Below are 24,813 nucleotides of genomic sequence, written 5' to 3' on the forward strand. Positions count from 1 at the left end.
TGGGGCAGAAGACGAGCGTGAAAGGCGCAAGCGCCGCCTGCGCTGTGTCAGATTTGCCAGTCGTCGGCCGTCACCAGATCGCTGAAGCTGTCTCCGCGCAGGGCCTGCAGCAGGTTGTCGGCGGCGCGGAGTTCGATGGCCAAGCGCACGCGCCCTACAGCAGAACCTATATGGGGCGTGAGAACCGTGCGTCGGCTTGTGAGCAAGCCAGGGTGCACCTGTGTGGGACGGTCTGGCAGCAGCCAGTCTTCCATCTCGTAGACATCCGCGGCGTAGGCGCCAAGGCGGCCGTTCTCCAAGGCGCGGGCGACGGCAGCTTCGTCGACCACGGAGCCGCGCCCGATGTTGACAAGGATTTGGCCGGGCCGGACCTGCGCAAGTGCCTGTTCGTTGATCACGTGGCGCGTCTGCGGCATCAAAGGCACGGCGAGGATGAGGTAGTCGGCCCGCTGCAGGGCCGTGGGCAGGTCGACCTGCTTCACCCGTGCGTCCCGCGAATGCGGGTCCACGCCCAGCAGTTCGGCGCAGCCAAAGCCCATGAGCCGGTCCACAATGGCGCGTCCTACGGCGCCCAGGCCGGCGATGGCCACGACAGACTGGTGCAGCCCGGTGCCATAGAACGTGGGACGCCAGCCGTCGTAGCCCTGGCGTACCGCGTGGTCGCCGGGCAGCATGTGGCGTGCCGCAGCAATGGCCAGCCCGATGGCGAGTTCGGCGGTAGGCTCGGTCAACAGGTCGCGCACGAAGCTCACGCTGACGCCGGCCTCGGCGCAGGCACGCAGGTCAAAGTTGTCGTGCCCCTTCAGCGCGCAGGCCAGGGACCGCAGCCGCGGTGCGTGCCGCAGGGCGTGCCGGTCGATCTGGTCAGGCATGAAGACCATCAGGCCGTCGGCGTCGCGGAGGTGTTCAAAGAGTTCATCGTCCGTCCAGGGATGCGGCCCGGGGTTCATCACGACTTGGCCGTGGGCCTGGAGCCGCTCCAGCACCTCGGCATGGATGGGCTGGGTCACGACGATCTTGGGCTTTGAGAGCTCGCTCATCATTTCAGACGTTTCCTCAGGGCGGCACCGATGCTGTCGACGACCAGCACGCAGGCCAGTACGGACAGCAGAATGGCCGAGACCTCGTCGTAGCGCACCAGCCGCAGCGCAGCCATCAACTCGAAGCCGATGCCGCCGGCCCCGACGATGCCCAGCACGGCCGAGGCCCGGAAGTGGTATTCCCAGCGGTAGATGGTGATGTCCGCCAGTTGCGGCAGCACCTGAGGCAGCACGGCATGGAGGATGACCTGCAAGCGGCTCGCGCCGGCGGCCAGAGCGGCTTCCAGCGGTTTGGGATCGACGTGCTCGATGGCCTCTGCATAGAACTTGCCGACCATCCCGCTGGAGTGCAGTGCCAGCGCGAGCACGCCTGGCAGCGCGCCGAAACCCACCGCAGCGACGAAGATGATGCCCAGGATGATTTCGGGCACCGAGCGGAAGGCGGCCAGCAGGGCGCGCATCAAGCGTCCGAGCAGCGGGTGCGGCGTGGTGTTGGGGGCGGCGAGCAGCGCCAGCGGCAGCGACAGGACGACGGTCAAGGCGGTACCGGCAATCGACATGGCCAGGGTGTCGCGCAGCGGTGTGATCCAGAGTTGCCAGCGGTCGAAGTTGGGGGGCACCATCTCCGATCCGAGCTGCCGGATCGCAGGCGCCCCTTCGATGAAACGCTGCAGGTCGAAGAAGCCCGTGATGTGCAGCGCCAGGGCGCAGACCGCGAGGATGAGTGCTGCGAAGCCCAGCCGGTGCAGCAGGCGCTGCCGCTCGGCCGCGACAACAGCTTCGAAAGTCAGAGCACTCATTTCATGCGGCCCAGTTCCAGTTTGAGGATGGATGCCGTGTCGCGCAGCACGTCGTAGGCCTTGTCGTCTGTGGGGGCGAATGCCTCCACCCGGAAGGACTTGAGGATGTCCTTGTCCTTCATGTCGAGGAAGGCCGTGCGGATCGCCTGCTTGAGGGCCGGGTTGAGATCCGACTGCATGACGACGGGGTAGTTCGGGATCGGGGCGGAAAGGTCGAGCTGAACGATCCGGCTGCCATCGACGATGCCTCGAGAGATGAGGCTGTCGAGAATGGGCTTGGAGAGGGCGCCGGCCGGAACCTGTCCCGCTTGAACGGCGCGCGCCACGGCGTCGTGGGTTCCCAGGTGGACGGGGCGGTAGTCCTTCTCGCCGTCGAGCTGGTATTTCTTGAGCAGGTGTGCGCGCGGCGCCAGATGGCTGGACGTGGAGGCCTGGTCGCCAAAGCCGAAGGGTTTGCCGCGAACGTCTGCCAGGGTCTTGACTGGGCCGCCTGCGGTCGCGATCAGCACCGACTGGTAGGTCGGCGAGCCGCGCTCGACCCCGACCGCGAAGGGCTCGATGGTCGGCGCCTTGGACTTGGCCAGTACATAGGAGAAGGGGCCGAAGTAGGCTACCTCGATACGACCGAAGCGCATGGCCTCAATCATGGACGAGTAGTCGGTCGTGACGGTGATCTCGATGTCCTTGCGCAGCGTCTGCTCCAGGTGGCGTTTGAGCGGCTGGGCGTTCTGGATGATGCTGGCGGCGTTCTCGTCGGGCAGCAGGGCGACACGCAGCTTGGCGGGGTCTTTGCCCTGCGCGTGCAGCGGCAGCGAGGCGGCCAGCGGTGCGGCAGCGAGAAGTCGGATGGCGAGGCGGCGGTTCAGCATGGTTGCAGTTCCTTGGGTTGGGTAGTGAGGGAAGGGGTCGATCTGACGCTGTCTACGGCGATTGGCTCTGACGACGTGGATGGCGGGGCGTAGAGCTGTGCTTCGGCGGGGGCATTGAAGGCGACGGGCTCGCCGTCGAAGACGATGCGGCCCTGCCGCAGGCCGATGATGCGATCCGCGTAGCGGCGGGCCAGCGCGACTTGATGCAGGCTGACAATGGCGGTGAGACCATCGTTCTTGCAGATTTCATGCAGCAGGGCGAGTACGGTGTCGGCCGTGGCAGGGTCGAGGCTGGCCACCGGTTCATCGGCCAGCAGCAGGCGGGGGCGCTGGACCAAGGCACGGGCAATGCCGACGCGTTGCTGTTGCCCGCCGGAGAGCGTGTCGGCGCGCGCAAGCGCCTTGTCGAGCAGTCCCACGCGTTCGATGACGGCCAGCGCTGCGAGCTTGTCTTCCCGACGCCACGGCAGCAGCGAGCCCAGAAGGCTGCGGCTGGCGACGCGGCCGATGAGGACATTGGCCAGTACAGACAGGCGGCCGATGAGATGGTGCTGTTGAAACACCATGCCGCAGCGGCGGCGGTGCTCGCGCAGGTTACGGCCAGACAGCGCAGCAGCGGGCAGGTCCGAGGCCAGGACTTCGCCGCCCGTGGGGCGTACCAGGCCGTTGATGCTGCGCAGCAGGGTCGACTTGCCGGCGCCGGAGGCACCCAGCAGGACCAGGAACTCACCTTGCTTCACCTGCATGCTGGCGTTGTGCAAGGCCTGGTGGCCGTCCGGGTAGGCGACGGAAACATTCCGCAGTGTCAGCAGAGGGGCTGGGGTGGGCAAGGTCATGGGCGGCTTTCCGGTGGGTGGTTTCTGTGCGTCCAGCCGACCCTTCTGTGCCGGGGCAGCCAGGACGCGTCGGCCTCCTGTGTATGGATGCAGCGCCAGTCTGCCGGGCCAAGATGTCATCCAAATGAAACTTGCCGGTCTCAGAATCGCGGCATCTATAGATGGCATCTATGTCAGGACTCAGTCTTCTCGCAGCACTCAAGGCCTTCGACGCCACTGCCCGCTGGGGCAGCATGACCGCGGCTGCCCGCGTCCTCGGGCTGCAGCAGCCCACGGTGTCGGCGCACATTCAGCGACTCGAGCAGGAATATGGCGTCGAACTGCTGTACCGACGCGGCCGTCGGCTGGAGTTGACGGCCTTCGGACGTGCGCTACTGGACCACACGCGGCGCGCCTTCAGCGCTGAAGAGGACGCGCATGCGTTGCTGGCGGCCGCCAAGAGTTGTTATGTTGGCCGCCTGGTGGTCCACGCCATCGGGCCTTACAACGTTGTCCCTATCCTCAAGGCCTTCGGCCAGGCCTATCCACAGGTCAGTGTGGTGGTGGGGGTCGGTGACTCGAGAACCATCACGGCGAAGATCGTTGACTACCAGGGCGACGTGGGCGTGGTGCTCAACCACGCGGAGGTACCCGAACTGCATGGCATGTCCTACAGGAAACAGCGTCTGGTGGTCTTTGCCCGTGCGGACCATCCTCTGGCGCAACGCGGTGCGATCTCACTGCAGGATCTGCATGGACAACGATTTGTCATGCGGGAAGAGGGGTCGACCACACGTCGGGTGTTCGAGCAGGAACTCGCCGATCGTGGGGTTCGCGTTCACGCTGCACTGGATATGGGTAGCCGTGAGGCGGTTCGCGAAGCCGTGGCGCAGGGGCTTGGCCTGGGCATCGTCGCGGAGACGGCCTACATTTCTGATCCGCGGCTGGTCCGGCTGCAGCTCCACGACAGCGCGATGGCGACCCAGGTCCACATCATCTGTCGCAGCGAGCGTCGTCAGTCACCGCTGATTGCTGCGTTCTTCGATGTGGCTGAGCGGCTGAGCGGCGACTAGGTGTGAAAGAAGAGCATACAAAAGGGAGAAGCCGCCCGAAGACGGCTTCTCTGTTGACGCTCAGCCAGGTGCTCAGACAAGCAGGGCATTCACCCGCTTCACATACGCCGCCGGGTCTTCTGGTAAGCCGCCTTCGGCCAGCAGGGCCTGGTCGAATAGGATGTGGGCCAGCTCGTTGAAGTGCACCGAGCCGTCGAGCTTCTTCACCAGCGGATGCTCGGGGTTGACCTCCAGCACCGGCTTGCTGTCCGGGGCCTTTTGACCGGCCTGTTTTAGCAGGCGCGCCAGTTGCGTGCTCATGCCGCCGTCCTGCACCACCAGGCAGGCCGGTGAATCGACCAGGCGGGTGGTGACGCGCACGTCTTCAGCCTTGTCCTTCAGTGCTTCTTTCAGTTTGGCCAGCGTGGGCTTGAAGGTTTCGGCGGCCTCTTCAGCCGCTTTCTTCTCAGCCTCGTCCTGCAGCTTGCCCAGATCGACCGCGCCCTTGGCGACCGACTGCAGCAGCGTGCCGTCGAAGTCCTGCAGGTAGTTCAGCGCCCACTCGTCCACGCGGTCCGTCATCAGCAGCACCTCGATGCCCTTCTTCTTGAACACCTCGAGCTGCGGACTGTTCTTGGCTGCGGCCAGGGTTTCGGCCGTGATGTAGTAGATCGCTTCCTGGCCTTCTTTCATGCGGGCCTTGTAGTCCGCCAGGCTCACGCTGGGGGTGTCGCTGCTGGTGCTGGCAAAGCGCAGCAGCTTGGCCAGGCGCTCGCGGTTGGCAAAGTCCTCGCCCAGGCCTTCTTTCAGCACGCTGCCGAACTCGGCATAGAAGGTGGTGTACTTGCCGGCGTTGGCCTTGTCTTCGTCGCTGGCGTCGGCGGCCGGCACGTCATGTTTGGCCAGGTCTTCCAGCAGGCCGAGCACGCGGCGGGTGTTGCCGTCGCGGATGGCGCGCACGTCGCGGCTTTCCTGCAGCAGTTCACGGCTGACGTTGAGCGGCAGGTCGGCCGAGTCCACCACGCCTTTGACGAAGCGCAGGTAGCTGGGCAGCAGGGCTTCGGCGTCGTCCATGATGAAGACGCGCTTCACATAGAGCTTGAGGCCACCTTGTCTGTCGCGGTTCCACAGGTCCATCGGCGCCTTGGCCGGGATGTAGAGCAGCTGGGTGTACTCGGTGCTGCCTTCCACGCGGTTGTGGCTCCAGGTCAGCGGCGCCTCAAAGTCGTGGCTGATCTGTTTGTAGAACTCTTCGTACTGCTCGGTCGTAACGTCCTTCTTCGGCCGCGTCCACAGGGCGCTGGCCTTGTTGACGGTTTCCCACTCGTCGGTGGTGACCATCTCGCCCGGCTGGTCGTTTTCACCTTCTTTCCACTCTTCCTTCTGCATCAGAATGGGCAGAGAGATGTGGTCCGAGTATTTGTTGATGATGCTCTTGACCTTCCAGCCGTTGAGGTAGTCGTCGGCATCGTCACGCAGGTGCAGGATGACGCTGGTGCCGCGCTGTGCGCGCGTGATGGCCTCCACCTCAAAGTCGCCGCTGCCGCCGCTGATCCAGCGCACGCCTTCCTCGGCCTTCAGGCCAGCGCGGCGCGACTCCACGGTGATCTTGTCGGCCACGATGAAGCCGGAGTAGAAGCCGACGCCGAACTGACCGATCAACTGGCCTTGCTCGGCGGCATTGGCTTTCTGGTCGCCCGAGAGGCGACTCATGAAGTCTTTGGTGCCGCTCTTGGCAATGGTGCCGAGGTGGTCAATCGCTTCCTGCGTGCTCATGCCGATACCGTTGTCGGTGATGGTCAGTGTGCGGGCGGCCTTGTCGAAGGTCACGCGCACGGCCAGCTCCGGGGCATCCTCGTACAGCGCGGCGTTGTTCAGCGCCTCGAAGCGCAGCTTGTCGCAGGCGTCCGACGCGTTGGAGATCAGCTCCCGCAGGAAGATTTCCTTGTTGGAATAGAGCGAGTGGGTGACGAGGTGCAGCAGCTGGGCTACTTCGGCCTGGAAGGAATGGGTTTTCTTGCTCATGGGTAAGACAACAGTTTGGGTTTCAAACAAGGTGAGGCACCAAGGGTGGTGCGCGCAAACCTTCGAATTATGGGCGCCTCTTTTAGGTTTCAAGACCCTGAGGTGGCGTTGGCTGGAAAGCCCTGCGGGCGGGCCGGGGCCTTCCTCCGCGCAGAGCGAGGCAGCGTCAGACGGTCAGGTCGTCAGAACTTCTCGTGCGGCGCCAGATAGCGCCACTGCCCCACCGGCAGGTTGCCGAGCATGACACCCCCGATGCGAACGCGTTTCAGGCCCACGACTTTCAGGCCGACCAGTTCGCACATGCGCCGGATCTGGCGCTTCTTGCCTTCGGTCAGCACAAAACGCAGCTGCTCCGGGTTTTGCCATTCCACCTGGGCGGGTTTCAGAGGTTGGCCGTCCAGGCTCAGGCCGTGGCGCAGGCGCGCCAGCATGACCGGCGGGAAGACCGCCTGCACATTGGTGCTGACCGGGTCGTCGTCGATGCGCGAGAGCTGGGTGGGTGCGCCGGCCGTCGGGTCGGCGCCGGTGTAGACCACCCGCACCAGGTATTCCTTCTCCATCACCGAGTCTTCGCCGATGAGCTGGCGCGCCACGCGGCCGTCCTGCGTCAGCACCAGCAGGCCGGTGGAGTCGATGTCCAGGCGGCCGGCCGGTGCCAGGCCGCGCAGCTGCGAGGGGTTGAAGAAGAAGCGGGCGTTGTCGTCGCGCCAGCGGTTCTGCGGCTGGATCAGCACGACGGCCGGCTCGTGCCCGTCCTCGGCCTGGCCGCTGACGTAGCCGATCGGCTTGTTGAGCAGGATGGTGACCTGGGTCGCCTGCTGGCCGCGGGCTTGGGGGTCGATCTCGATCGCCACGTCCGGGGCGACCTGCATGCCCATCTCGGCCACCTTGCCATTGACCTTGACCCAGCCCTTAGCGATCCAGGCGTCGGCCTCGCGGCGCGAAGCCATGCCGAGTTCTGCCATGCGCTTGTTCAAGCGCACCGTGCCGTTGGCGCCGTATGCCGCCGTGTTGGTCTGGCCGGCAGGAATGGGCGCTTTCGCGGGCGGCGGGGCCGCGCGGCGGAACTTGTTGGGGGGATTTTGTTCGGACATGTTTGCTATAGTTTTAGTAGCTTATTGCGCATATTTTACGCGGTCCGGAATCGGATTTGTCATGAAAACATGCGGGAGCGCAGCGCCGGCAGGTCCAGCACGCGCAGGCCGCCGTACTCGACGCGGATCGTGCCCTGGGCCTCCAGTGCGGCCAGGGCTTCGTTGACCCGCTGGCGCGACAGGCCCACCAGGTAGGCCAGCTCCTGCTGCGTGATGCGCAGCACCTCGCCCACGCCGGGGTACAGCACCGGGTTGAACAGGGCGGCCAGGCTGCGCGCCACCCGCAGGTCCGGGTTGTTCATGCGGTCGATCTCGCGCGCGGCGATGAACTGCGCCAGCCGCTCGTTGAGCTGGTTCATGACAAAGCGGTTGAAGCCGATCGAATGGTCGAGCAGTTGGTGGAAGGTGTCCACCGGCAGGCCGGCCACCAGGCTTTTGCGCAAGGTCTGCACGTTGTAGCGGTAGATCTCGCGCTTGAGGGCGGTGCCCTCGCCGAACCAGCCGCCGGGCGGCAGGCCGGCGAAGGTGAGGGTCTGGCCGTCGGCGTTTTCGCCGCTCATCTTCAACAGGCCGTCAACGACGCCGAACCAGTAGGTGACGGGGCGGCCGATGCGGCAGACCAGATCACCCGGCTGGGCTTCGCCGATTTTCAGGTCGGCCACCGCGATCTCTCGTTCCGCTGGCGTCAGCAAGGCCAGCCAGGGAATGCCGGCCAGTTCGACGGGGGTGGGGGCGCGGCGGCGCTGGTGCAGGGTTGGGTCGCGGGACATCAGGGTGAAGCGTGGGTGCAGACGGCAAGGGAAATTACCACCTAGGGACTACCCTAGATTGTCGTCGGAACGACAACATGACGTCAAACTGAAGCCTACTATTCGCGCCATGTCAGTGCATGGCCTGCGCGCCGTGCCGAGAAACGTAGATAAGGAATTGGGATGCAGACGACTTTTCCGCGACTCCTGCTCAAGCATGCCGCCGAGCGCCCGCAAGCGCCCGCTTTGCGTGAGAAGGAGTACGGCATCTGGCAGACCTGGAGCTGGGCGCGTGCCGCTGAGGACGTGCGCCTGATGAGCTGCGGCCTGGCGGCGCTGGGCTTCCAGCCGGGGCACAACCTCGCCATCATCGGCGACAACCGGCCCCACCTCTACCTGTCCTTTCTGGTGGCGCAAAGCCTGCGCGGCGTGCCGGTGCCGATGTACCAGGATGCGGTGGCCAGTGAAATGGCCTTCGTGCTGGAAAATGCCGAAATCGAATTCGTGTTTGCCGAGAACCAGGAGCAGGTGGACAAGCTGCTGGAACTGCGCGAAACCGTGCCCAGCCTGAAGCACATCATCTATGACGACCCGCGCGGTCTGCGTAACTACAAACACGACGGGCTGATCAGTGTCGAGCGTCTGTTCGAGCTGGGGCGCGAGTACGAACGCGCGCATCCGGCTTTTTACAAGGACTCGGTCGAGCAGGGGCAGCCGACCGACGTGTCCGTGATCCTCTACACCTCCGGCACCACCGGGCGGCCCAAGGGCGTCTGCCAGACGCATGCCAGCTTCATCAACTCGGCGCGCGGTGGCGTGGAGGTGGACGGCCTGAATCCCGACGACAACACCATCTCTTACCTGCCGCCGGCCTGGGTGGGCGATCACCTGTTCTCGATTGCGCAGTGGCTGGTGGCGGGCTTCACCATCAACTGCCCCGAGTCGGCGGCCACGGTCTCCATCGACCTGCGCGAGATCGGACCGAGTTATTACTTCGCACCGCCGCGCGTGTTCGAGAGCATGCTGACGTCGGTGTCGATCCGCATGGAAGATGCGGCGGCGCCGAAGCGTTGGCTGTACCAGAAGTTCATGGCGGTGGCACGCCGCTGCGGTTCCGAGATCCTGGATGGTCACTCGGTCCCGCTGACGGACCGTCTGCTGTATGCCTTGGGCAATGTGCTGGTCTACGGGCCGCTGCGCAACGTGCTGGGCCTGTCGCGCATCCGCGTGGCCTACACGGCGGGCGCGGCCATCGGGCCGGACCTGTTCCGCTTCTACCGTTCCATCGGCATCAACCTCAAGCAGCTCTACGGTCAGACCGAGACTTGCGCTTACGTCTGTATCCAGAAGAACGGCCGGGTCAAGCTCAACAGCGTGGGTGAGGCGGCGCCGGGTATCGAGATCAAGATTGCAGACAACGGCGAAGTGCTGGTGCGCGGCGTCTCGGTGCTCAAGGAGTACTACAAGCGTCCCGATGCCACCGCCGAGGTGATCGATGAGCAGGGCTACTTCCACACCGGTGACGCGGGTGTGATCGACCACGACGGGCATCTGCACATCATCGACCGCGCCAAGGACGTCGGCAAGCTGGCCAGCGGTGCCATCTTCGCGCCCAACTACATCGAAAACAAGCTCAAGTTCTTCCCGCAGATCAAGGAGGCAGTGTGCTTCGGCCACGCGCGCGACCAGGTCTGCGCCTTCATCAACATCGATTTCGAAGCGGTGGGCAACTGGGCCGAACGCCAGGCGCTGCCCTATGGTGGTTATGTCGATCTGGCCGCCAAGCAGCAAGTGCTGGACATGGTGGCCGACTGCGTGGCCAAGGTGAATGCCGACCTGGCCGCCGAAGAGGGCATGAGCGACACCCAGATTGCCCGCTTCCTGGTGCTACACAAGGAGCTGGACCCGGACGACGACGAACTGACCCGTACCCGTAAGGTGCGGCGCGGCTTCATCGCTGACAAGTATGCGGTGCTGATCGACGCGCTCTACACCGGACGCAGTGAGCAGTTCATTGAAACGCAGGTGAAGTTCGAGGACGGCCGCACCGGCGTCGTCTCAGCCACGCTGCAGATTCGCGATGCGACGTGCTACCCGAGCGTAGCCAAGGCCGCCTGAGGAATGACGAGATGAAACAACGGCCCATGGGCGACGTCATCCTGGACGTCCAGAACATTTCCCTGTCCTTCGGCGGCGTCAAGGCGCTGACCGACATTTCCTTCAATGTGCGCGAACATGAGATCCGCGCCATCATCGGCCCCAATGGTGCCGGCAAGAGCTCCATGCTCAACTGCATCAACGGCGTCTACCAGCCGCAGCAGGGCTCGATCACCTTCCGCGGCCAGACCTTCCACCACATGAACAGCCGGCAGGTGGCCGAGATGGGGGTGGCGCGCACCTTCCAGAACCTGGCGCTGTTCAAGGGCATGAGCGTGCTTGACAACATCATGTCCGGCCGCAACCTGAAGATCAAGAGCAACCTGCTGCTGCAGGCGCTGCGCATCGGGCCGGCTGAGCGGGAGGAGATCCGTCACCGCGAGCAGGTGGAGCGCATCATCGACTTCCTGGAGATTCAGGCGCACCGCAAGACGCCGGTGGGTCAGTTGCCCTACGGCCTGCAAAAGCGCGTCGACCTCGGGCGGGCCTTGGCGATGGAGCCGCAGGTGCTGCTGCTGGATGAGCCGATGGCCGGTATGAACGTGGAGGAGAAGCAGGACATGTGCCGCTTCATCCTCGATGTGAACGACGAGTTCGGTACCACCGTGGTCCTGATCGAGCACGACATGGGCGTGGTGATGGACATTTCCGACCGCGTCGTGGTGCTTGACTACGGCAAGAAGATCGGTGACGGCGTGCCGGATGAGGTGCGCAACAACGAAGACGTGATCCGGGCCTACCTGGGCACCAGCCACTGAGCGTAGAGGGACTTCAACATGGCTTTTTTCTCGGAAACCCTGCTTGGCGGCCTGATGGCCGGCATGCTGTATTCGCTGGTGGCGCTGGGCTTTGTGCTGATCTTCAAGGCCTCCGGTGTCTTCAACTTTGCCCAAGGGGCCATGGTGCTGTTCGCGGCCCTGGCCATGGCGCGTTTTGCCGAGTGGATTCCCGGCTGGACCGGCATCGACAACCCGATCGTGGCCAATATCGCGGCCTTTGTGCTGGCGGGTGTGGTCATGTTTGTCGTCGCCTGGCTGATTGAGCGCCTTGTGTTGCGCCATCTCGTCAACCAGGAGGCGGCGACGCTGCTGATGGCCACGCTGGGCATCACCTACTTCATGGAAGGTCTGGGCCAGACGCTGTTCGGCAGCGACATCTACAAGATTGATGTCGGCATGCCCAAGGACCCGATCTTCGTGCTGGAGTCGATGTTCGAGGGCGGCATTCTGGTCAACAAGGAAGACGTGATTGCGGCCGCGATTGCCGCTGCGTTGGTGGCGGCGCTCAGCCTGTTTTTCCAGAAGACCTCGACCGGCCGCGCCCTGCGCGCGGTGGCGGACGACCATCAGGCGGCACAGTCGATCGGCATCCCGCTCAACCGCATCTGGGTCATTGTCTGGTGCGTGGCCGGTGTGGTGGCACTGGTGTCGGGAATGATCTGGGGCTCCAAGCTTGGTGTTCAGTTCTCGCTCACCACGGTGGCGCTGCGTGCCTTGCCGGTGGTGATCCTGGGTGGCCTGACTTCGGTGCCGGGCGCCATCATCGGCGGCCTGATCATCGGCGTCGGCGAGAAGTTGTCCGAGGTGTTTCTCGGGCCGTATGTCGGCGGCGGCATTGAAATCTGGTTTGCCTACGTGCTGGCGTTGCTGTTCCTGCTGGTGCGGCCACAAGGGTTGTTCGGCGAAAAAATTATTGACCGCGTGTAAGAGGCTGAAAGATGTTTTACAGAGAAAACGGTCAATTCAAGACGTCCTATGTGGCGGATCAGCAGATCTTCCCGATCGCGCAGGACCGGCTGGTCATCCTGTTGCTGCTGGCGGTAGCGTTTGTGGCAGTGCCCCTGCTGGCGAGCGACTACACCTTTCGCGCCATCCTGATCATGTCGCTGGCGGCGTTGGGCGTGAATGTGCTGGTGGGCTATTGCGGCCAGATCTCGCTTGGCTCCGGGGCCTTCATGGCGGTGGGGGCCTATGGCGCCTACAACTTCTTCGTGCGCGTGCCGGACATGCCGCTGATCCCGGCCCTGATCCTCGGTGGCCTGTGTGCCACCTTCTTCGGCATCCTGTTCGGTCTGCCCAGCCTGCGCGTCAAGGGCCTGTACCTGGCGGTGGCCACGCTGGCAGCGCAGTTCTTCAGCGACTGGATGTTCCTGCGCATCAAGTGGCTGACGAATGATTCGTCGTCGGGCTCGGTGTCGGTCTCCTCGCTGCAGGTGTTCGGCCTGCCGATCGACAGCGCCCAGAGCAAATACTGGTTCTGCCTTGCGATCCTGGTGGTCATGGCCCTGCTGGCCAAGAACCTCGTGCGCGGCGCCATTGGCCGAGAGTGGATGGCCATCCGCGACATGGACGTGGCCGCCGCCGTGATCGGCATCCGCCCCATGTACGCCAAGCTCAGCGCCTTCGCGGTCAGCTCCTTCATCATCGGTGTGGCTGGCGCCTTGTGGGCCTTTGTCTACCTGGGTGCCTGGGAGCCGGCCGCGTTTTCGGTCGATGTGTCGTTCCGTCTGCTGTTCATGGTCATCATCGGCGGCCTGGGCTCCATCATGGGTGCTTTCTTCGGTGCCGCCTTCATCGTGGTGCTGCCCATCCTGCTCAACCAGTTCCTGCCGGCGCTGTTTGGCCTGTTCGGTGTCGAGATTTCAACTGCCGACGTTTCACACGCCGAACTGATGATCTTCGGCGGCCTGATCGTCTGGTTCCTGATCGTGGAGCCGCATGGTCTGGCCAAGCTGTGGTCCACCGCCAAGCAGAAGCTGCGTGTGTGGCCGTTCCCGTACTGAGTTCTTTGTCCGCTGGTATTTCCCGTGCTTCAACACTTACATCCAAAGGAGACAACCATGAAGCTTTCGAAACTGGTGATCGCCGCTGCCGTCGTGGCAGCCGGGACGACGAGCCTGGCCACCGGCGCCTTTGCGCAGGCCAAGGAGCAGTTCTTCCCGCTGCTGTCCTACCGTACCGGCCCTTACGCGCCCAACGGTACACCCTGGGCCAATGGCAAGCAGGACTATCTGAAGATGATCAATGCCCGCGACGGCGGCATCAACGGCGTCAAGCTGACCTTCGAGGAATGCGAGACCGGCTACGCCACCGACCGCGGCGTGGAATGTTATGAGCGCCTCAAGAGCCGTCCGGGTGTGACGCTGTTCGATCCGCAGTCCACCGGCATCACCTTCGCGCTGACCGAGAAGGCCCCCGCCGACAAGATGCCGCTGATGACGCTGGGTTATGGCCTGTCCGTCTCGCAGGACGGCATGGCCTTCAAGTGGAACTTCCCGATGATGGGCAGCTACTGGACCGGTGCCGACATCCTGATCCAGCACATCGGCAAGAGCCTGGGCGGTGTGGACAAGCTCAAGGGCAAGAAGGTGGCGCTGGTCTACCACGACAGCCCCTTTGGCAAGGAGCCGATTCCGCTGCTGCAGGAGCGCGCCAAGATGCATGGCTTCGACCTGCAGCTGCTGCCGGTGACGGCCCCGGGTGTCGAGCAGAAGGCGACCTGGCTGCAGGTGCGCCAGAGCCGTCCGGACTATGTGCTGCTGTGGGGCTGGGGGGTGATGAACTCCACGGCGCTCAAGGAAGCGCAGGCCACCGGCTATCCGCGCGACAAGATGTATGGCGTGTGGTGGGCTGGCGCCGAGCCGGACGCCAAGGACGTGGGTGAAGGGGCCAAGGGCTACCACGCACTGGCGCTCAACACGTCCGGCCAAGAACCCAAGGTGATTCAGGACATCCTGAAGCATGTGCATGCCAAAGGGCACGGCACCGGTCCGAAGGACGAGGTGGGTTCTGTGCTGTACACCCGCGGCGTGATCATTCAGATGCTGGGTGTGGAAGCCGTGCGTCGTGCGCAGGAGCGTTTCGGCAAGGGCAAGGTCATGACCAGCGAGCAAGTGCGTTGGGGCCTGGAAAACCTGGCGCTGGACCAGAAACGTCTGGACGCCCTGGGTTTTGCCGGCGTCATGCGCCCCCTGAGCACTTCGTGTGCTGACCACATGGGTTCGACCTGGGCGCGCGTCCATACCTGGGACGGCAAGAAGTGGAACATGTCGTCCGACTGGTACCAGGCCGATGAGCAGATCATCAAGCCCATGGTCAAGACCGGCGCCGACAAGTACCTGTCTGACAAGAAGATGAGCCGTCGTCCGGCCGGCGATTGCCAGTCTTGAGGACATCCCCCTGAGCAGCTGCACGGCTTCCCCCTTCTCTCGCGCTGCGTGCGGGAAGGAGGGGGACGACGCCAGTGGCCTCGGACTGAAGGCAAGGGCTGCGCAGGCAGCCCCCAACCGAGAGGGTTGCAGCAGCAGCCTTCTCGATTGGGAAAGGTAAAGGCTATCCGCATGGACTCCAGAAACATACTACTCAACGTCAACGGCATCGAGGTCATCTACAACCACGTGATCCTGGTGCTCAAGGGCGTATCGCTGCAGGTGCCCGAGGGCGGCATCGTCGCCCTGCTGGGCGGCAACGGCGCGGGCAAGACCACGACGCTGCGCGCGGTCTCCAACCTGCTGCAGGGCGAGCGTGGCGAGGTCACCAAAGGATCGATCGAATTGCGAGGCGAACGTATCGAGAACCTGTCGCCGGCCGATCTGGTGCAGCGTGGTGTGGTGCAGGTGATGGAGGGGCGCCACTGCTTCGCCCACCTGACGATCGAGGAAAACCTGCTGACGGGCGCCTACACGCGCAAAAGCAAGGCCGAGATCGCGGCCAACCTGGAGAAGGTCTACAACTATTTCCCGCGCCTGAAGACGCGCCGTGCCTCGCAGGCGGCCTATACCTCGGGTGGCGAGCAGCAGATGTGCGCCATCGGCCGCGCGCTGATGGCCAACCCGAGCATGGTGCTGCTGGATGAGCCGTCCATGGGGCTGGCGCCGCAGATCGTGGAGGAAGTGTTCGAGATCGTGAAGGACCTGAACCAGAAGGAAAAGGTCACCTTCCTGCTGGCCGAGCAGAACACCAACATGGCGCTGAAGTACGCCGACTACGGCTACATCATGGAGTCGGGGCGCGTCGTGATGGACGGCATCGCCAATGAGCTGGCCAACAACGAGGACGTGAAGGAGTTCTACCTCGGCGTCGGAGGTGGCGAGCGCAAGAGCTTCCGCGACGTGAAGAGCTACAAGCGGCGCAAGCGCTGGTTGGCATGACGCTTCCCCCCGAAGCGGCCTTCGGCCGCCTCCCCCTCAAGGGGGCAACGCCAGTGGCCCGGCAAAGCCGGTTCCACGGCGTTCCTCGATTCGACCGTTTCATGCACGGCAGAGTTGCTGCACAGGGAAGACAAAGATGAGCAAACATTACGATGCGCTGGAGACGCGCGATCCGGCACAGCGGGAAGCGGCGCTGATGGCTGCGCTGCCGGGCCATGTGGCGCGGGCGCAGCAGGCGGCGCCGGCGTTGGCGGAAATCCTGCGCGGCGTTGATGCGGCGGGGGTGAACAGCCGGGCGGCGTTGGCCAGGCTGCCGGTGACGCGCAAGCATGAGCTGCTGGAGCGCCAGCAGGCGGCACGGGCGCAAGTGCCGGGGCGTGATCCGTTTGGCGGCTTTGCGGCTGTCGGCTGGCACGGCTTGTTGCGCAACAGCGGTGCGCGCCGGGTCTACCAGTCGCCTGGCCCGATCTACGAGCCCGAGGGCCATGCGGCGGACTACTGGCGGAGTGCGCGCGCCTTTGCGGCGGCCGGCTTCGAGGCCGGCGATCTGGTGCACAACTGCTTCAGCTACCACCTCACGCCGGGCGCCTGGATCATGGAGGCCGGGGCACAGGCGCTGGGTTGCACCGTGTTCCCGGGTGGCGTGGGCAATACCGAGCAGCAGTTGGCGGCCATGGCCGACTTGCAGCCGGTGGCCTATGCCGGCACGCCGAGTTTTCTGAAGATCCTGGTCGAGAAGGCACAGGAGTCGGGCGTCCGTCTCTCGTTTACCAAGGCCATGGTCAGCGGGGAGGCTTTCCCGCCCAGCTTGCGTGACTGGTTCGCCGAGCGCGGCATCACCGGCTACCAGTGTTATGCCACGGCGGATGTGGGCCTGATTGCCTACGAAACGTCGGCCCGCGAGGGGCTGGTGCTCGACGAAGGGGTGATTCTGGAGATTGTGCGCCCGGGCACGGGCGACCCCGTGGCCGAGGGCGAGGTGGGCGAGGTGGTGGTGACGGTGCTCAATCCGGACTACCCGCTGATCCGTTTCGGCACCGGTGATCTGTCTGCCACGCTGCCCGGCGCGTGCCCCACGGGGCGCACCAACACCCGCATCCGCGGCTGGATGGGGCGGGCTGATCAGACCACCAAGGTGCGTGGCATGTTCGTGCACCCGGGCCAGGTGGCCGAGATCGTCAAACGTTTTCCCGAGGTGGGCCGGGCCCGGCTGGTGGTGACGGGTGAAATGGCCAACGACGCCATGACCCTGAAAGTGGAGACGCGCGGTGATGCGCCAGACGGACTGGTGGCACGCATTGGCCAGGTGATCCGCGATGTGACCAAGCTGCGTGGCGAGGTGGAGCTGGTGCTGCCGGACAGCCTGCCGAACGATGGCAAGGTGATTGAGGACGCGCGCAGCTACAAATAGGCCGGTCTACGTAGTTCCCACTGAGCGAGCCGAAAGCGAGCGATTAAACTTTCGGCATTATTCTGAGAAGGAGTCCTTATGAAACGCTTGCTGATTCTTGCCGCCGCCGTGACGGCGTTCGCAGTCCACGCGCAAACGGCCTTCCCCGGCGCCAAGCCGATCACCATCGTGGTGCCGTTCTCGGCCGGCGGCCCGACCGACCGCGTGGCCCGTGACCTGGCTGAAGCCATGCGCAAGCCGCTGGGTGGCGCGAGCATCCTGGTGGACAACGCAGCAGGTGCCGGTGGCACCATCGGCGCCAACAAGGTCGCCAAGGCCGCACCGGACGGCCACACCCTGTTCCTGCACCATATCGGCATGGCGACCAGCCCCGCGCTGTATCGCAAGCTGCCCTACTCGGTCGAGAATGATTTCGAGTTCCTGGGCATGGTCAATGAAGTCCCCATGACCCTGATCGGCCGGCCCAGCCTGCCGGCCAACAACTACAAGGAACTGTCTGTCTGGATCAACGCCAACAAGGGCAAGATCAACCTGGGCAATGCCGGCCTGGGCGCCGCTTCGCATCTGTGCGGCCTGATGTTCCAGAACGCGCTGGGCATCGACATGACCACGGTGCCGTACAAGGGCACGGCGCCGGCCATCACCGACCTGATTGGCGGCCAGATCGATCTGCTGTGCGACCAGACCACCAACACCACGTCGCAGATTGAGGGCAAGAAGGTGAAGGCCTTTGCCGTGACCACGGCCAAGCGCCTGACTACGCCGGCACTGAAAGACCTGCCGACGCTGCAGGAGTCCGGCCTGAAGGGCTTTGATGTCAGCATCTGGCACGGCCTGTACGCCCCCAAGGGCACGCCGGCGGATGTGCTGGCCAAGATCAACACGGCGCTCAAGGCCGCGTTGAAGGATCCCGAGTTCATCAAGAAGCAGGAGGGCCTGGGTGCCGTGGTGGTGACCGACAAGCGCGTTGAACCGGCAGAACACAAGAAGTTCGTGCTGGCAGAAATCGCCAAGTGGGGTCCGGTGATCAAGGCGGCCGGCGTCTATGCCGATTGATCTGTCTCAACGTCCATGCAAAAGCCACCTTCGGGTGGCTTTTTTCATGGTCGCTCTGGAGACAAACCCTAGGACACAAGGGCTACGAGGCTGTCTACACTGGAAAGCAAAGACCAACCGGAGATGTTGTATGCCTGCTTTCGACAGTTTCAAGAAAAATCGCCGTCTTTCCCTTGCCTTGATTGCGGGGGCAGCTCACTTTTTGATAGCTGGCTCCAGTCTGGCGCAAAGTGGCTGGCCGAACAAGCCGGTGCGTATCGTTGTGCCGTTTGCACCGGGCGGGACCACCGACATTCTGGCGCGCGCGGTAGCACCCGAACTCTCAAAGGCCTTCGGCCAGCAGTTCGTGGTGGACAACCGCGCCGGGGCGGGTGGCAATGTCGGCGCGGACATCGTGGCCAAGTCGCCGGGAGACGGCTATACCTTGCTGATGGGAACGGTCGGCACGCACGGCATCAACAAGGCGCTGTACGCCAAGCTGCCCTATGACCCGCAAAAGGATTTCGTGCCGATCACGCTGGTGGCTGCCGTGCCCAATGTGATGGAGATGAATGCCGACAAGGCCAAGGCGCTGGGCATCAACACCGTGGCCGATTTCATCAAGTACGCCAAAGCCAACCCGGGCAAGCTCAACATGGCCTCCAGCGGCAACGGCACGTCAATCCATCTGGCGGGCGAGCTGTTCAAGTCCATGACCGGCATCTTCATGACCCATATCCCCTACCGCGGCTCCGGCCCGGCCTTGCTGGACATGGTGGCCGGCAACATGGATGTGATGTTCGACAACCTGCCCTCCAGCATGGCGCAGATCAAGGCTGGCAAGCTCAAGGCGCTGGCCGTGACCAGCTCCCAGCGCTCGGCGGCCTTGCCGGATGTGCCGACGGTGGAGGAGGCGGGGCATCTCAAGGGCTTCGAGGCGAGCAGCTGGTTCGGCCTGCTCGCGCCCGCAGGCACGCCGCAGGACATTGTCAACCGCATTCAGCAGGAAGTGGCCAAGTCACTCAACACCCCGGCGATCAAGGAGAAACTGCTGGCGCAGGGGGCTATTCCCAGCGGGAACACGCCGACCGAATTCGCCAAGCTGATTGACGCCGAACACAAGAAGTGGGCGAAGGTCGTCAAGGACTCTGGGGCGAAGGTGGATTAACCCCCTTAATTGGAGGCCCCCCTGGGCGGCCGACGCCGCTTCCCCTCGATGGGACAACGCCAGTGGCCCAGCGAAGCCGGTTCCACGGCGTTTCCCGATGAGGTCTCTCAGGTGCGTGTAGCCTGGGGGTGAGTCAATTCAGACGCCCCAGACGATTGCCTTGTCCGCCTTTTCGCAGCGGCGCAGCATCTCGATGAAGGGGGCGGCGCGCTGGCGCAACGAGATGCTTTCCTGGGGTGGCAACTCCTCGCCGCGCGCCGCGGCCTCGGCTTCGGCCGCCTTGCGCTGTGCTTCTTCGTGCACGATGGCAGCCTCCAGCGCAGCAGCTGCAACCGGCATGTCAACCGGCTGCAGGATGCCCTGTTTCACATCCACCGGCTTGCCGATGATCTGCAACACGCGACGGCCATGCGGCTCCAGCATGATCAGGTCGGCTGCGGCCGGGGATTTGAACTTGTAGAGCATGGGGTCGGGGTCAGCTCAGTGATTCGATCAGATCGATGTACAGCTGCATGGCTTCTTCGGCGGTTTTGCCCTTGAGGCCATTCCAGGCATCCCATTTGGCGCGACCGACAAAGTCCGAAAAGCCCGGGCGATCGCCTTCGACGTCACCGGTCGTGGCCTGCTTGTACAAGGCGTAGATCTTCAGCAGCGTCGGGTTGTCAGGGCGCTCACTCAGGTTCTTGGAGTTGGCGACAGCAGCTTCGAAACGGGTTTGGAGATCACTCATGATGCAGATGGTAAAAATGGTTGGAGAGAGGTCGTAGTGTAAGCATCCCGCAGTTGCAATAAATGCGCGCGCTGCGACGGCGCCAGAAAAGGAGCCAGCAGGCCGAGGGCATGTTGTGCGCCGCGCAGCAAAGCCACTTGGCCATTTTCCGGCTCCAATGCATGGCGGGGATCGCGCACGTACTCGAAGCTGAGCCAATAGGTCAGGATCACCATCAGGCAGTTGGCCGTGACAGGTAGTTCGCGCTCGTCAATGTTAAGCACATGGGCCGCGCGCAGGCTCTCCAACATGGCGCGCATGGCGTCAACTTGGGTTGTCATGCACACCTGAATGGAGGTTTCCAGTAGACGATTGCGGCTGAGCAGGTCGTTGAGGTCGCGGTAGAGAAATCGGTATTGCCAAACCAGTTCGAACAGGCTGTGCATGAAGAACCAGGTGTCTTCCACGTCCTGTACCCCGCCGCCCGCCGGGAGCAGTTCGGCCAAGGCCTGTTCGTATTGCGCAAACAGGGCGCCGACCAGCTTGTCCTTGGCCGGATAGTGGTAGTGCAGATTGCCGGGGCTGATGCCGACCTCGCTGGCGATCAGCGCCGTTGAGACATGGGGTTCACCGAAACGGTTGAACAGCGTCAGTGCTGCTTCTTGAATGCGCTGCGCCGTCCGACGAGGCGCCTTCTTTGCCATCTCAGGAGGTCTTGCGTGCAGCGGGGCGTTTGCGTGCGGGGGCTTTTTTGACGGATGCCGTCCGAGCAGGGCGGGGTTGTGCCGCTTTTTCAAGCGCGGCCAGGCGTGCGGCGAGTGCATCCACCTCTCCTGCGGTGGGGACGCCCAGGCTTTTCAGCGCGCGGGCAACCCGGTCTTCGAAGATGGACTCCAGCTTGTCCCATTGGCCGGTGGCCCGTGTGCCGATCTCATCGGCCATGCGGTTCATTTTCTGTGTCGCTGCGCTGATCTTCTCCTCCGCAGCGCTTTGTGTTTTGCGTTGGATCGTCAGCCCCTCCTGTACCAGCGCATCAAACATCTTGCTGCCTTCCTGCTGCGCCTTGCTGAAGGCCGCCAGGCCAGCCAGCCAGATCTCATGGGCGGAGTCCTTGATGGCGTCCGGCAAAAGGGGGGCGGTGCGGGCAGATTGGGCTGCCTGTGTGGGCTTCTTGGCCATCGGGTGCTCCTTGCGGTGGTGGGTGGATGTTCGGACTGTAATCCTGGTATGCCCGCTTGGGTAGGGGGCGTGGAATAATCCCGGAGGTAACACGGGTGGCCTAGTGCCCCTTTATTGGACTGGGAACTTCATGATCCTTGTGACGGGCGGTGCTGGTTTCATCGGCGCCAATTTTTTGCTGGATTGGCTGAAGCAATCGGATGAGCCGGTCGTCAACCTGGACAAACTCACCTACGCCGGCAATCTGGAGAATCTGACATCCCTGCAAGGTGATGCACGGCATGTCTTTGTGCGCGGTGATATCGGCGATACGGCGCTGGTGGAGCGGCTGCTGAGTGAGCACCGGCCGCGCGCGGTGCTGAACTTCGCGGCCGAGTCGCATGTGGATCGCTCCATCCAAGAGGCCGAGGATTTCATCCAGACCAATATTGTCGGCACTTTTCGATTGCTGGAGGCTGTGCGGCCCTACTGGACCGGGTTGGCGGCCGAGGACAAATCGAGCTTCCGTTTCCTGCATGTGTCCACTGATGAGGTTTACGGTTCTCTTGGAAAGGGTGAGCCGGCATTTACCGAAGAGCACCGGTACGCGCCCAACAGTCCGTACTCGGCCAGCAAGGCCTCGAGTGACCACTTGGTTCGCGCCTATCACCATACCTATGGCTTGCCGGTATTGACCACCAACTGCTCCAACAATTACGGGCCCTTCCATTTTCCGGAAAAACTTATCCCGCTCATGATCGTCAATGCTTTGGCGGGCAAGTCGCTACCGGTCTATGGTGACGGCCAGCAGATCCGCGACTGGCTGTATGTCAAAGACCATTGCAGTGCCATCCGTCGTGTGTTGGAGGCAGGCCGCTTGGGCGAGGTCTACAACGTAGGTGGCTGGAACGAGAAACCGAACATCGAGATTGTCAACACGGTGTGCGCCTTGCTTGATGAACTGCGGCCACGCATGGACAAGAAGTCCTATCGCGAACAGATCACCTATGTAAAAGACCGGCCCGGCCATGACCGCCGCTACGCGATCGACGCGCGCAAACTGGAGCACGAACTGGGCTGGAAGCCGGCAGAAACCTTTGAGACCGGTATTCGCAAGACCGTGCAATGGTATCTCGATAACCAGGGTTGGGTCTCCAGCGTCACCAGTGGCAGCTGCCGTCAGTGGATGGACTGGCAGGACGTCTGAGGCCGACATGAAGATCCTACTTTTGGGCAAAAGCGGCCAAGTCGGCTGGGAGTTGCAGCGAGCACTGAGTGTGCTGGGCGAGGTGGTGGCGTTGGATCGGCACGGTGCCGAGGGGTTGTGCGGTGATTTGAGTGATTTGCAGGGCTTGGCGAAAACCGTGCGGCGCGTGCAGCCCCAGGTCATTGCCAATGCTGCAGCATATACAGCGGTGGACAAGGCCGAGGGCGAGCCTGAGTTAGCACGCACCTTGAATGCGCAGGCGCCCGACGTGCTGGCGCGCGAAGCGCAGCAACTGGGAGCCTGGCTGGTGCACTACAGCACCGACTATGTGTTCGATGGTAGTGGCGACCGGCCTTGGCGTGAGACAGATGCCCCTGCTCCGCTGAGCGTGTATGGCCAAACCAAGCTGGAAGGGGAGCGGCAGATTGTGTCCAGTGGGTGCCGCCACTTGATTTTTCGCACCAGTTGGGTCTACGCTGTTCGTGGCAATAACTTTGCCAAAACCATATTGCGCCTTGCCTGCGAACGTGAGCAGCTGTCAGTGGTCAATGACCAGATCGGGGCCCCTACCGGAGCCGACCTGTTGGCAGATGTCACGGCGCATGCGCTGCGCCATGTGCTTCCGCCGGTTGGACATAACAATCTTGCGCAGTCCGGTATTTACCATCTGACCGCCAGTGGAGAAGCTTCCTGGTATGACTATGCACGTTTTGTGCTGGAAAATGCGATCCGCGCTGAGGGAGTATTCAAGCTCCGGCCGGATAATATGGTCTCCGTACCCAGTTCGACCTACTCTATGCCGGCGCGCCGGCCGCACAATTCGCGACTGGATACCGCCAAGTTGCGCGCGACCTTTGGGTTAAGCTTGCCCGACTGGCGATTGGGTGTGTCGCGCATGCTGGCAGAACTCTTCGAAGGTCCAAAGTCATGACGCAACGTAAAGGGCTCATCCTTGCGGGAGGTCTGGGTACGCATTTGTATCCAGCCACGCTGGCCATCAGCAAACAGCTGCTGCCGGTGTACGACAAACCAATGATCTATTACCCGCTGAGCACCCTGATGCTGGCGGGGATACGTGACATCCTGCTGATCAGTACGCCACAGGATACGCCACGCTTCCAGCAGTTGCTCGGCGATGGCAGCCAATGGGGCATCTATCTGCAATACGCGGTGCAGCCCTCGCCTGATGGGTTGGCGCAGGCCTTCATTATCGGCGAGCGATTTATCGAGAACCATCCCTGTGCTTTGGTGCTGGGCGACAATATCTTCTATGGTCACGATCTGCAGAGCCTGCTGAGGGATGCTGGTGCGCAAGTGGATGGAGCCACGGTCTTTGCTTACCATGTGCGGGACCCGAGACGTTATGGCGTTGTGACCTTTGACGCACAAGGCCAAGCCCACAGCATCGAGGAAAAGCCGCAGCAACCTCGAAGCAACTACGCGGTGACAGGGCTGTATTTCTATGACAACCAGGTGGTGGATGTCGCCAAGGCTGTCCAACCCAGCGCCCGTGGTGAGCTTGAGATCACCGCGGTGAATCAGCACTACCTGGAGCATGGTCGCCTGCACGTTCAGATCATGAAGCGCGGTTACGCCTGGCTGGATACCGGAGCCCATGAGAGTCTGATGGAGGCTGGCCAGTTCATCGCCACACTGGAGCATCGACAAGGGCTGAAGATTGCCTGCCCGGAGGAAGTCGCATGGCGCAATGAATGGATAACTGACGAGCAACTGCAGAGGCTGGCGCAACCATTGGCCAAGAGCGGCTATGGTCAATATCTGCTGCAGCTGCTGGCGGACCATGTGCGATAACGAGAACTGCCATGAAGGTCGTGCCAACAGCAATCCCGGAGGTTCTCATCATCGAACCTCTTGTGTTTGGGGATAGTCGCGGCTTCTTCTTCGAGAGTTTCAACCAGCGTGCCTTCAGCCAGGCTGTGGGGCAGGATGTCCAGTTCCTGCAGGATAACCATAGCCGCTCGGCGCATGGTGTGCTGCGTGGACTTCATTACCAACTTCTCCGGCCGCAAGGCAAGCTGGTCCGTGTGGTTCGAGGGGCTGTATTCGACGTCGCTGTTGATATTCGCAGATCGTCTCCTACCTTCGGTCGATGGACGGGAGCGATGCTCACGGAGGATAACTGCCGACAGATGTGGATTCCTCCCGGCTTTGCGCATGGCTTTCTGGTGACCAGCGAGTCAGCCGACTTTCTCTATAAGACGACTGATTATTATGCGCCGGAGCATGAGCGTTGCATTATCTGGAACGATGCTGAGCTCGCGATCGAATGGCCCGTGCCCATGGGCCTCCAGTTGTCAGAGAAGGATGCGATGGGGTGTTCATTTGCTGCGGCTGAAAAGTATGTCTAAGTTGAC

General features: G+C 63.0%; 25 protein-coding genes. 14 read left to right on the top strand and 11 right to left on the bottom strand.

Annotation, left to right across the window (positions count from 1 at the left end):
• Positions 1 to 47 precede the first annotated feature (47 nt).
• Genes CDE01S_RS08150 through phnC form a run of 4 tightly spaced genes read right to left on the bottom strand, consistent with a single transcriptional unit; the run spans position 48 to position 3,545 of the window.
• Positions 48 to 1,040 carry an NAD(P)-dependent oxidoreductase gene (locus CDE01S_RS08150; protein WP_066705827.1) on the bottom strand — a complete coding sequence of 331 codons (993 nt, stop codon included), beginning with the start codon at positions 1,038 to 1,040 and terminating at the stop codon, positions 48 to 50.
• On the bottom strand, positions 1,040 to 1,840 hold the full coding sequence (phnE, locus tag CDE01S_RS08155; protein ID WP_066705771.1) for a phosphonate ABC transporter, permease protein PhnE: 801 nt from the start codon (positions 1,838 to 1,840) through the stop codon (positions 1,040 to 1,042). Before phnE ends, CDE01S_RS08150 begins: the two co-directional genes overlap by 1 nt.
• On the bottom strand, positions 1,837 to 2,709 hold the full coding sequence (gene phnD / locus CDE01S_RS08160) for a phosphate/phosphite/phosphonate ABC transporter substrate-binding protein (RefSeq protein ID WP_066705773.1): 873 nt from the start codon (positions 2,707 to 2,709) through the stop codon (positions 1,837 to 1,839). Before phnD ends, phnE begins: the two co-directional genes overlap by 4 nt.
• Positions 2,703 to 3,545: a phosphonate ABC transporter ATP-binding protein gene (gene phnC, locus CDE01S_RS08165; RefSeq protein ID WP_066705775.1), complete on the bottom strand. Its 843-nt coding sequence runs from the start codon at positions 3,543 to 3,545 to the stop codon at positions 2,703 to 2,705. The genes phnD and phnC overlap by 7 nt, the downstream gene beginning before the upstream one ends.
• Positions 3,546 to 3,715: 170 nt before the next feature.
• Here phnC and CDE01S_RS08170 point away from each other — a divergent pair, with 170 nt between their 5' ends.
• Positions 3,716 to 4,597 (top strand): LysR substrate-binding domain-containing protein, encoded by an 882-nt coding sequence (locus tag CDE01S_RS08170; protein ID WP_066705829.1) that lies wholly within the window; start codon positions 3,716 to 3,718, stop codon positions 4,595 to 4,597.
• Positions 4,598 to 4,669: 72 nt separating this feature from the next.
• Here CDE01S_RS08170 and htpG read toward each other — a convergent pair whose 3' ends face one another.
• The 3 genes from htpG to CDE01S_RS08185 form a co-directional block, all read right to left on the bottom strand.
• The gene (gene htpG / locus CDE01S_RS08175; RefSeq protein ID WP_066705777.1) at positions 4,670 to 6,601 is read right to left on the bottom strand and encodes a molecular chaperone HtpG; all 1,932 of its coding nucleotides are present in this window, start codon (positions 6,599 to 6,601) and stop codon (positions 4,670 to 4,672) included.
• Between the two features lie 182 nt (positions 6,602 to 6,783).
• Positions 6,784 to 7,695, bottom strand: coding sequence for a pseudouridine synthase (locus CDE01S_RS08180; protein WP_084382806.1), 912 nt, complete (start codon positions 7,693 to 7,695; stop codon positions 6,784 to 6,786).
• 59 nt (positions 7,696 to 7,754) lie between these two features.
• Positions 7,755 to 8,465, bottom strand: coding sequence for a Crp/Fnr family transcriptional regulator (locus CDE01S_RS08185; RefSeq protein ID WP_066705779.1), 711 nt, complete (start codon positions 8,463 to 8,465; stop codon positions 7,755 to 7,757).
• A 162-nt stretch (positions 8,466 to 8,627) separates the two neighbouring features.
• On the opposite strand from CDE01S_RS08185, the gene CDE01S_RS08190 reads away from it, so the two are divergent.
• The 9 genes from CDE01S_RS08190 (at position 8,628) to CDE01S_RS08230 (ending at position 19,364) form a co-directional block, all read left to right on the top strand.
• A complete protein-coding gene (locus tag CDE01S_RS08190; protein ID WP_066705781.1) occupies positions 8,628 to 10,562 on the top strand; it encodes an AMP-dependent synthetase/ligase in 1,935 nt (644 codons plus the stop codon).
• Between the two features lie 11 nt (positions 10,563 to 10,573).
• Positions 10,574 to 11,359: an ABC transporter ATP-binding protein gene (locus CDE01S_RS08195; RefSeq protein ID WP_066705783.1), complete on the top strand. Its 786-nt coding sequence runs from the start codon at positions 10,574 to 10,576 to the stop codon at positions 11,357 to 11,359.
• Positions 11,360 to 11,377: 18 nt separating this feature from the next.
• A complete protein-coding gene (locus tag CDE01S_RS08200; RefSeq protein WP_066705785.1) occupies positions 11,378 to 12,307 on the top strand; it encodes a branched-chain amino acid ABC transporter permease in 930 nt (309 codons plus the stop codon).
• Between the two features lie 11 nt (positions 12,308 to 12,318).
• Entirely contained in the window at positions 12,319 to 13,383 is a 1,065-nt protein-coding gene (locus tag CDE01S_RS08205) for a branched-chain amino acid ABC transporter permease (protein ID WP_066705786.1), read from the top strand.
• Between the two features lie 57 nt (positions 13,384 to 13,440).
• Positions 13,441 to 14,769, top strand: coding sequence for an ABC transporter substrate-binding protein (locus tag CDE01S_RS08210; protein WP_066705787.1), 1,329 nt, complete (start codon positions 13,441 to 13,443; stop codon positions 14,767 to 14,769).
• Between the two features lie 171 nt (positions 14,770 to 14,940).
• Positions 14,941 to 15,750 carry an ABC transporter ATP-binding protein gene (locus CDE01S_RS08215; RefSeq protein ID WP_066705788.1) on the top strand — a complete coding sequence of 270 codons (810 nt, stop codon included), beginning with the start codon at positions 14,941 to 14,943 and terminating at the stop codon, positions 15,748 to 15,750.
• Positions 15,751 to 15,886: 136 nt separating this feature from the next.
• Positions 15,887 to 17,161 (top strand): phenylacetate--CoA ligase family protein, encoded by a 1,275-nt coding sequence (locus CDE01S_RS08220; RefSeq protein ID WP_066705789.1) that lies wholly within the window; start codon positions 15,887 to 15,889, stop codon positions 17,159 to 17,161.
• 78 nt (positions 17,162 to 17,239) lie between these two features.
• A complete protein-coding gene (locus tag CDE01S_RS08225) occupies positions 17,240 to 18,217 on the top strand; it encodes a tripartite tricarboxylate transporter substrate-binding protein (protein ID WP_066705790.1) in 978 nt (325 codons plus the stop codon).
• A gap of 130 nt (positions 18,218 to 18,347) precedes the next feature.
• Entirely contained in the window at positions 18,348 to 19,364 is a 1,017-nt protein-coding gene (locus CDE01S_RS08230; protein ID WP_066705791.1) for a Bug family tripartite tricarboxylate transporter substrate binding protein, read from the top strand.
• Between the two features lie 138 nt (positions 19,365 to 19,502).
• Here CDE01S_RS08230 and CDE01S_RS08235 read toward each other — a convergent pair whose 3' ends face one another.
• Genes CDE01S_RS08235 through CDE01S_RS08250 form a run of 4 tightly spaced genes read right to left on the bottom strand, consistent with a single transcriptional unit; the run spans position 19,503 to position 21,252 of the window.
• Positions 19,503 to 19,829: a DUF1840 domain-containing protein gene (locus tag CDE01S_RS08235; protein WP_066705793.1), complete on the bottom strand. Its 327-nt coding sequence runs from the start codon at positions 19,827 to 19,829 to the stop codon at positions 19,503 to 19,505.
• 10 nt (positions 19,830 to 19,839) lie between these two features.
• Complete coding sequence (locus CDE01S_RS08240) at positions 19,840 to 20,094, bottom strand: acyl-CoA-binding protein (protein WP_066705795.1); 255 nt, start codon at positions 20,092 to 20,094, stop codon at positions 19,840 to 19,842.
• A complete protein-coding gene (locus CDE01S_RS08245) occupies positions 20,091 to 20,777 on the bottom strand; it encodes a TetR/AcrR family transcriptional regulator (RefSeq protein WP_066705800.1) in 687 nt (228 codons plus the stop codon). The genes CDE01S_RS08240 and CDE01S_RS08245 overlap by 4 nt, the downstream gene beginning before the upstream one ends.
• A gap of 1 nt (position 20,778) precedes the next feature.
• Positions 20,779 to 21,252 (bottom strand): phasin family protein, encoded by a 474-nt coding sequence (locus tag CDE01S_RS08250; RefSeq protein WP_066705802.1) that lies wholly within the window; start codon positions 21,250 to 21,252, stop codon positions 20,779 to 20,781.
• 130 nt (positions 21,253 to 21,382) lie between these two features.
• On the opposite strand from CDE01S_RS08250, the gene rfbB reads away from it, so the two are divergent.
• From rfbB to rfbC, 4 genes are read left to right on the top strand one after another with little or no spacing between them, the layout of a single operon-like run.
• Positions 21,383 to 22,438 (top strand): dTDP-glucose 4,6-dehydratase, encoded by a 1,056-nt coding sequence (rfbB, locus tag CDE01S_RS08255; protein WP_066705804.1) that lies wholly within the window; start codon positions 21,383 to 21,385, stop codon positions 22,436 to 22,438.
• A 7-nt stretch (positions 22,439 to 22,445) separates the two neighbouring features.
• Entirely contained in the window at positions 22,446 to 23,369 is a 924-nt protein-coding gene (gene rfbD, locus CDE01S_RS08260) for a dTDP-4-dehydrorhamnose reductase (RefSeq protein WP_066705806.1), read from the top strand.
• Complete coding sequence (gene rfbA, locus CDE01S_RS08265; protein ID WP_066705808.1) at positions 23,366 to 24,250, top strand: glucose-1-phosphate thymidylyltransferase RfbA; 885 nt, start codon at positions 23,366 to 23,368, stop codon at positions 24,248 to 24,250. Before rfbD ends, rfbA begins: the two co-directional genes overlap by 4 nt.
• An 11-nt stretch (positions 24,251 to 24,261) precedes the next feature.
• Complete coding sequence (gene rfbC / locus CDE01S_RS08270; protein ID WP_066705810.1) at positions 24,262 to 24,807, top strand: dTDP-4-dehydrorhamnose 3,5-epimerase; 546 nt, start codon at positions 24,262 to 24,264, stop codon at positions 24,805 to 24,807.
• The last annotated feature ends 6 nt before the right edge of the window (positions 24,808 to 24,813 follow it).

Origin of the sequence: Curvibacter delicatus NBRC 14919 (assembly GCF_001592265.1) — a bacterium.
Lineage (GTDB): Bacteria > Pseudomonadota > Gammaproteobacteria > Burkholderiales > Burkholderiaceae_C > Hylemonella > Hylemonella delicata.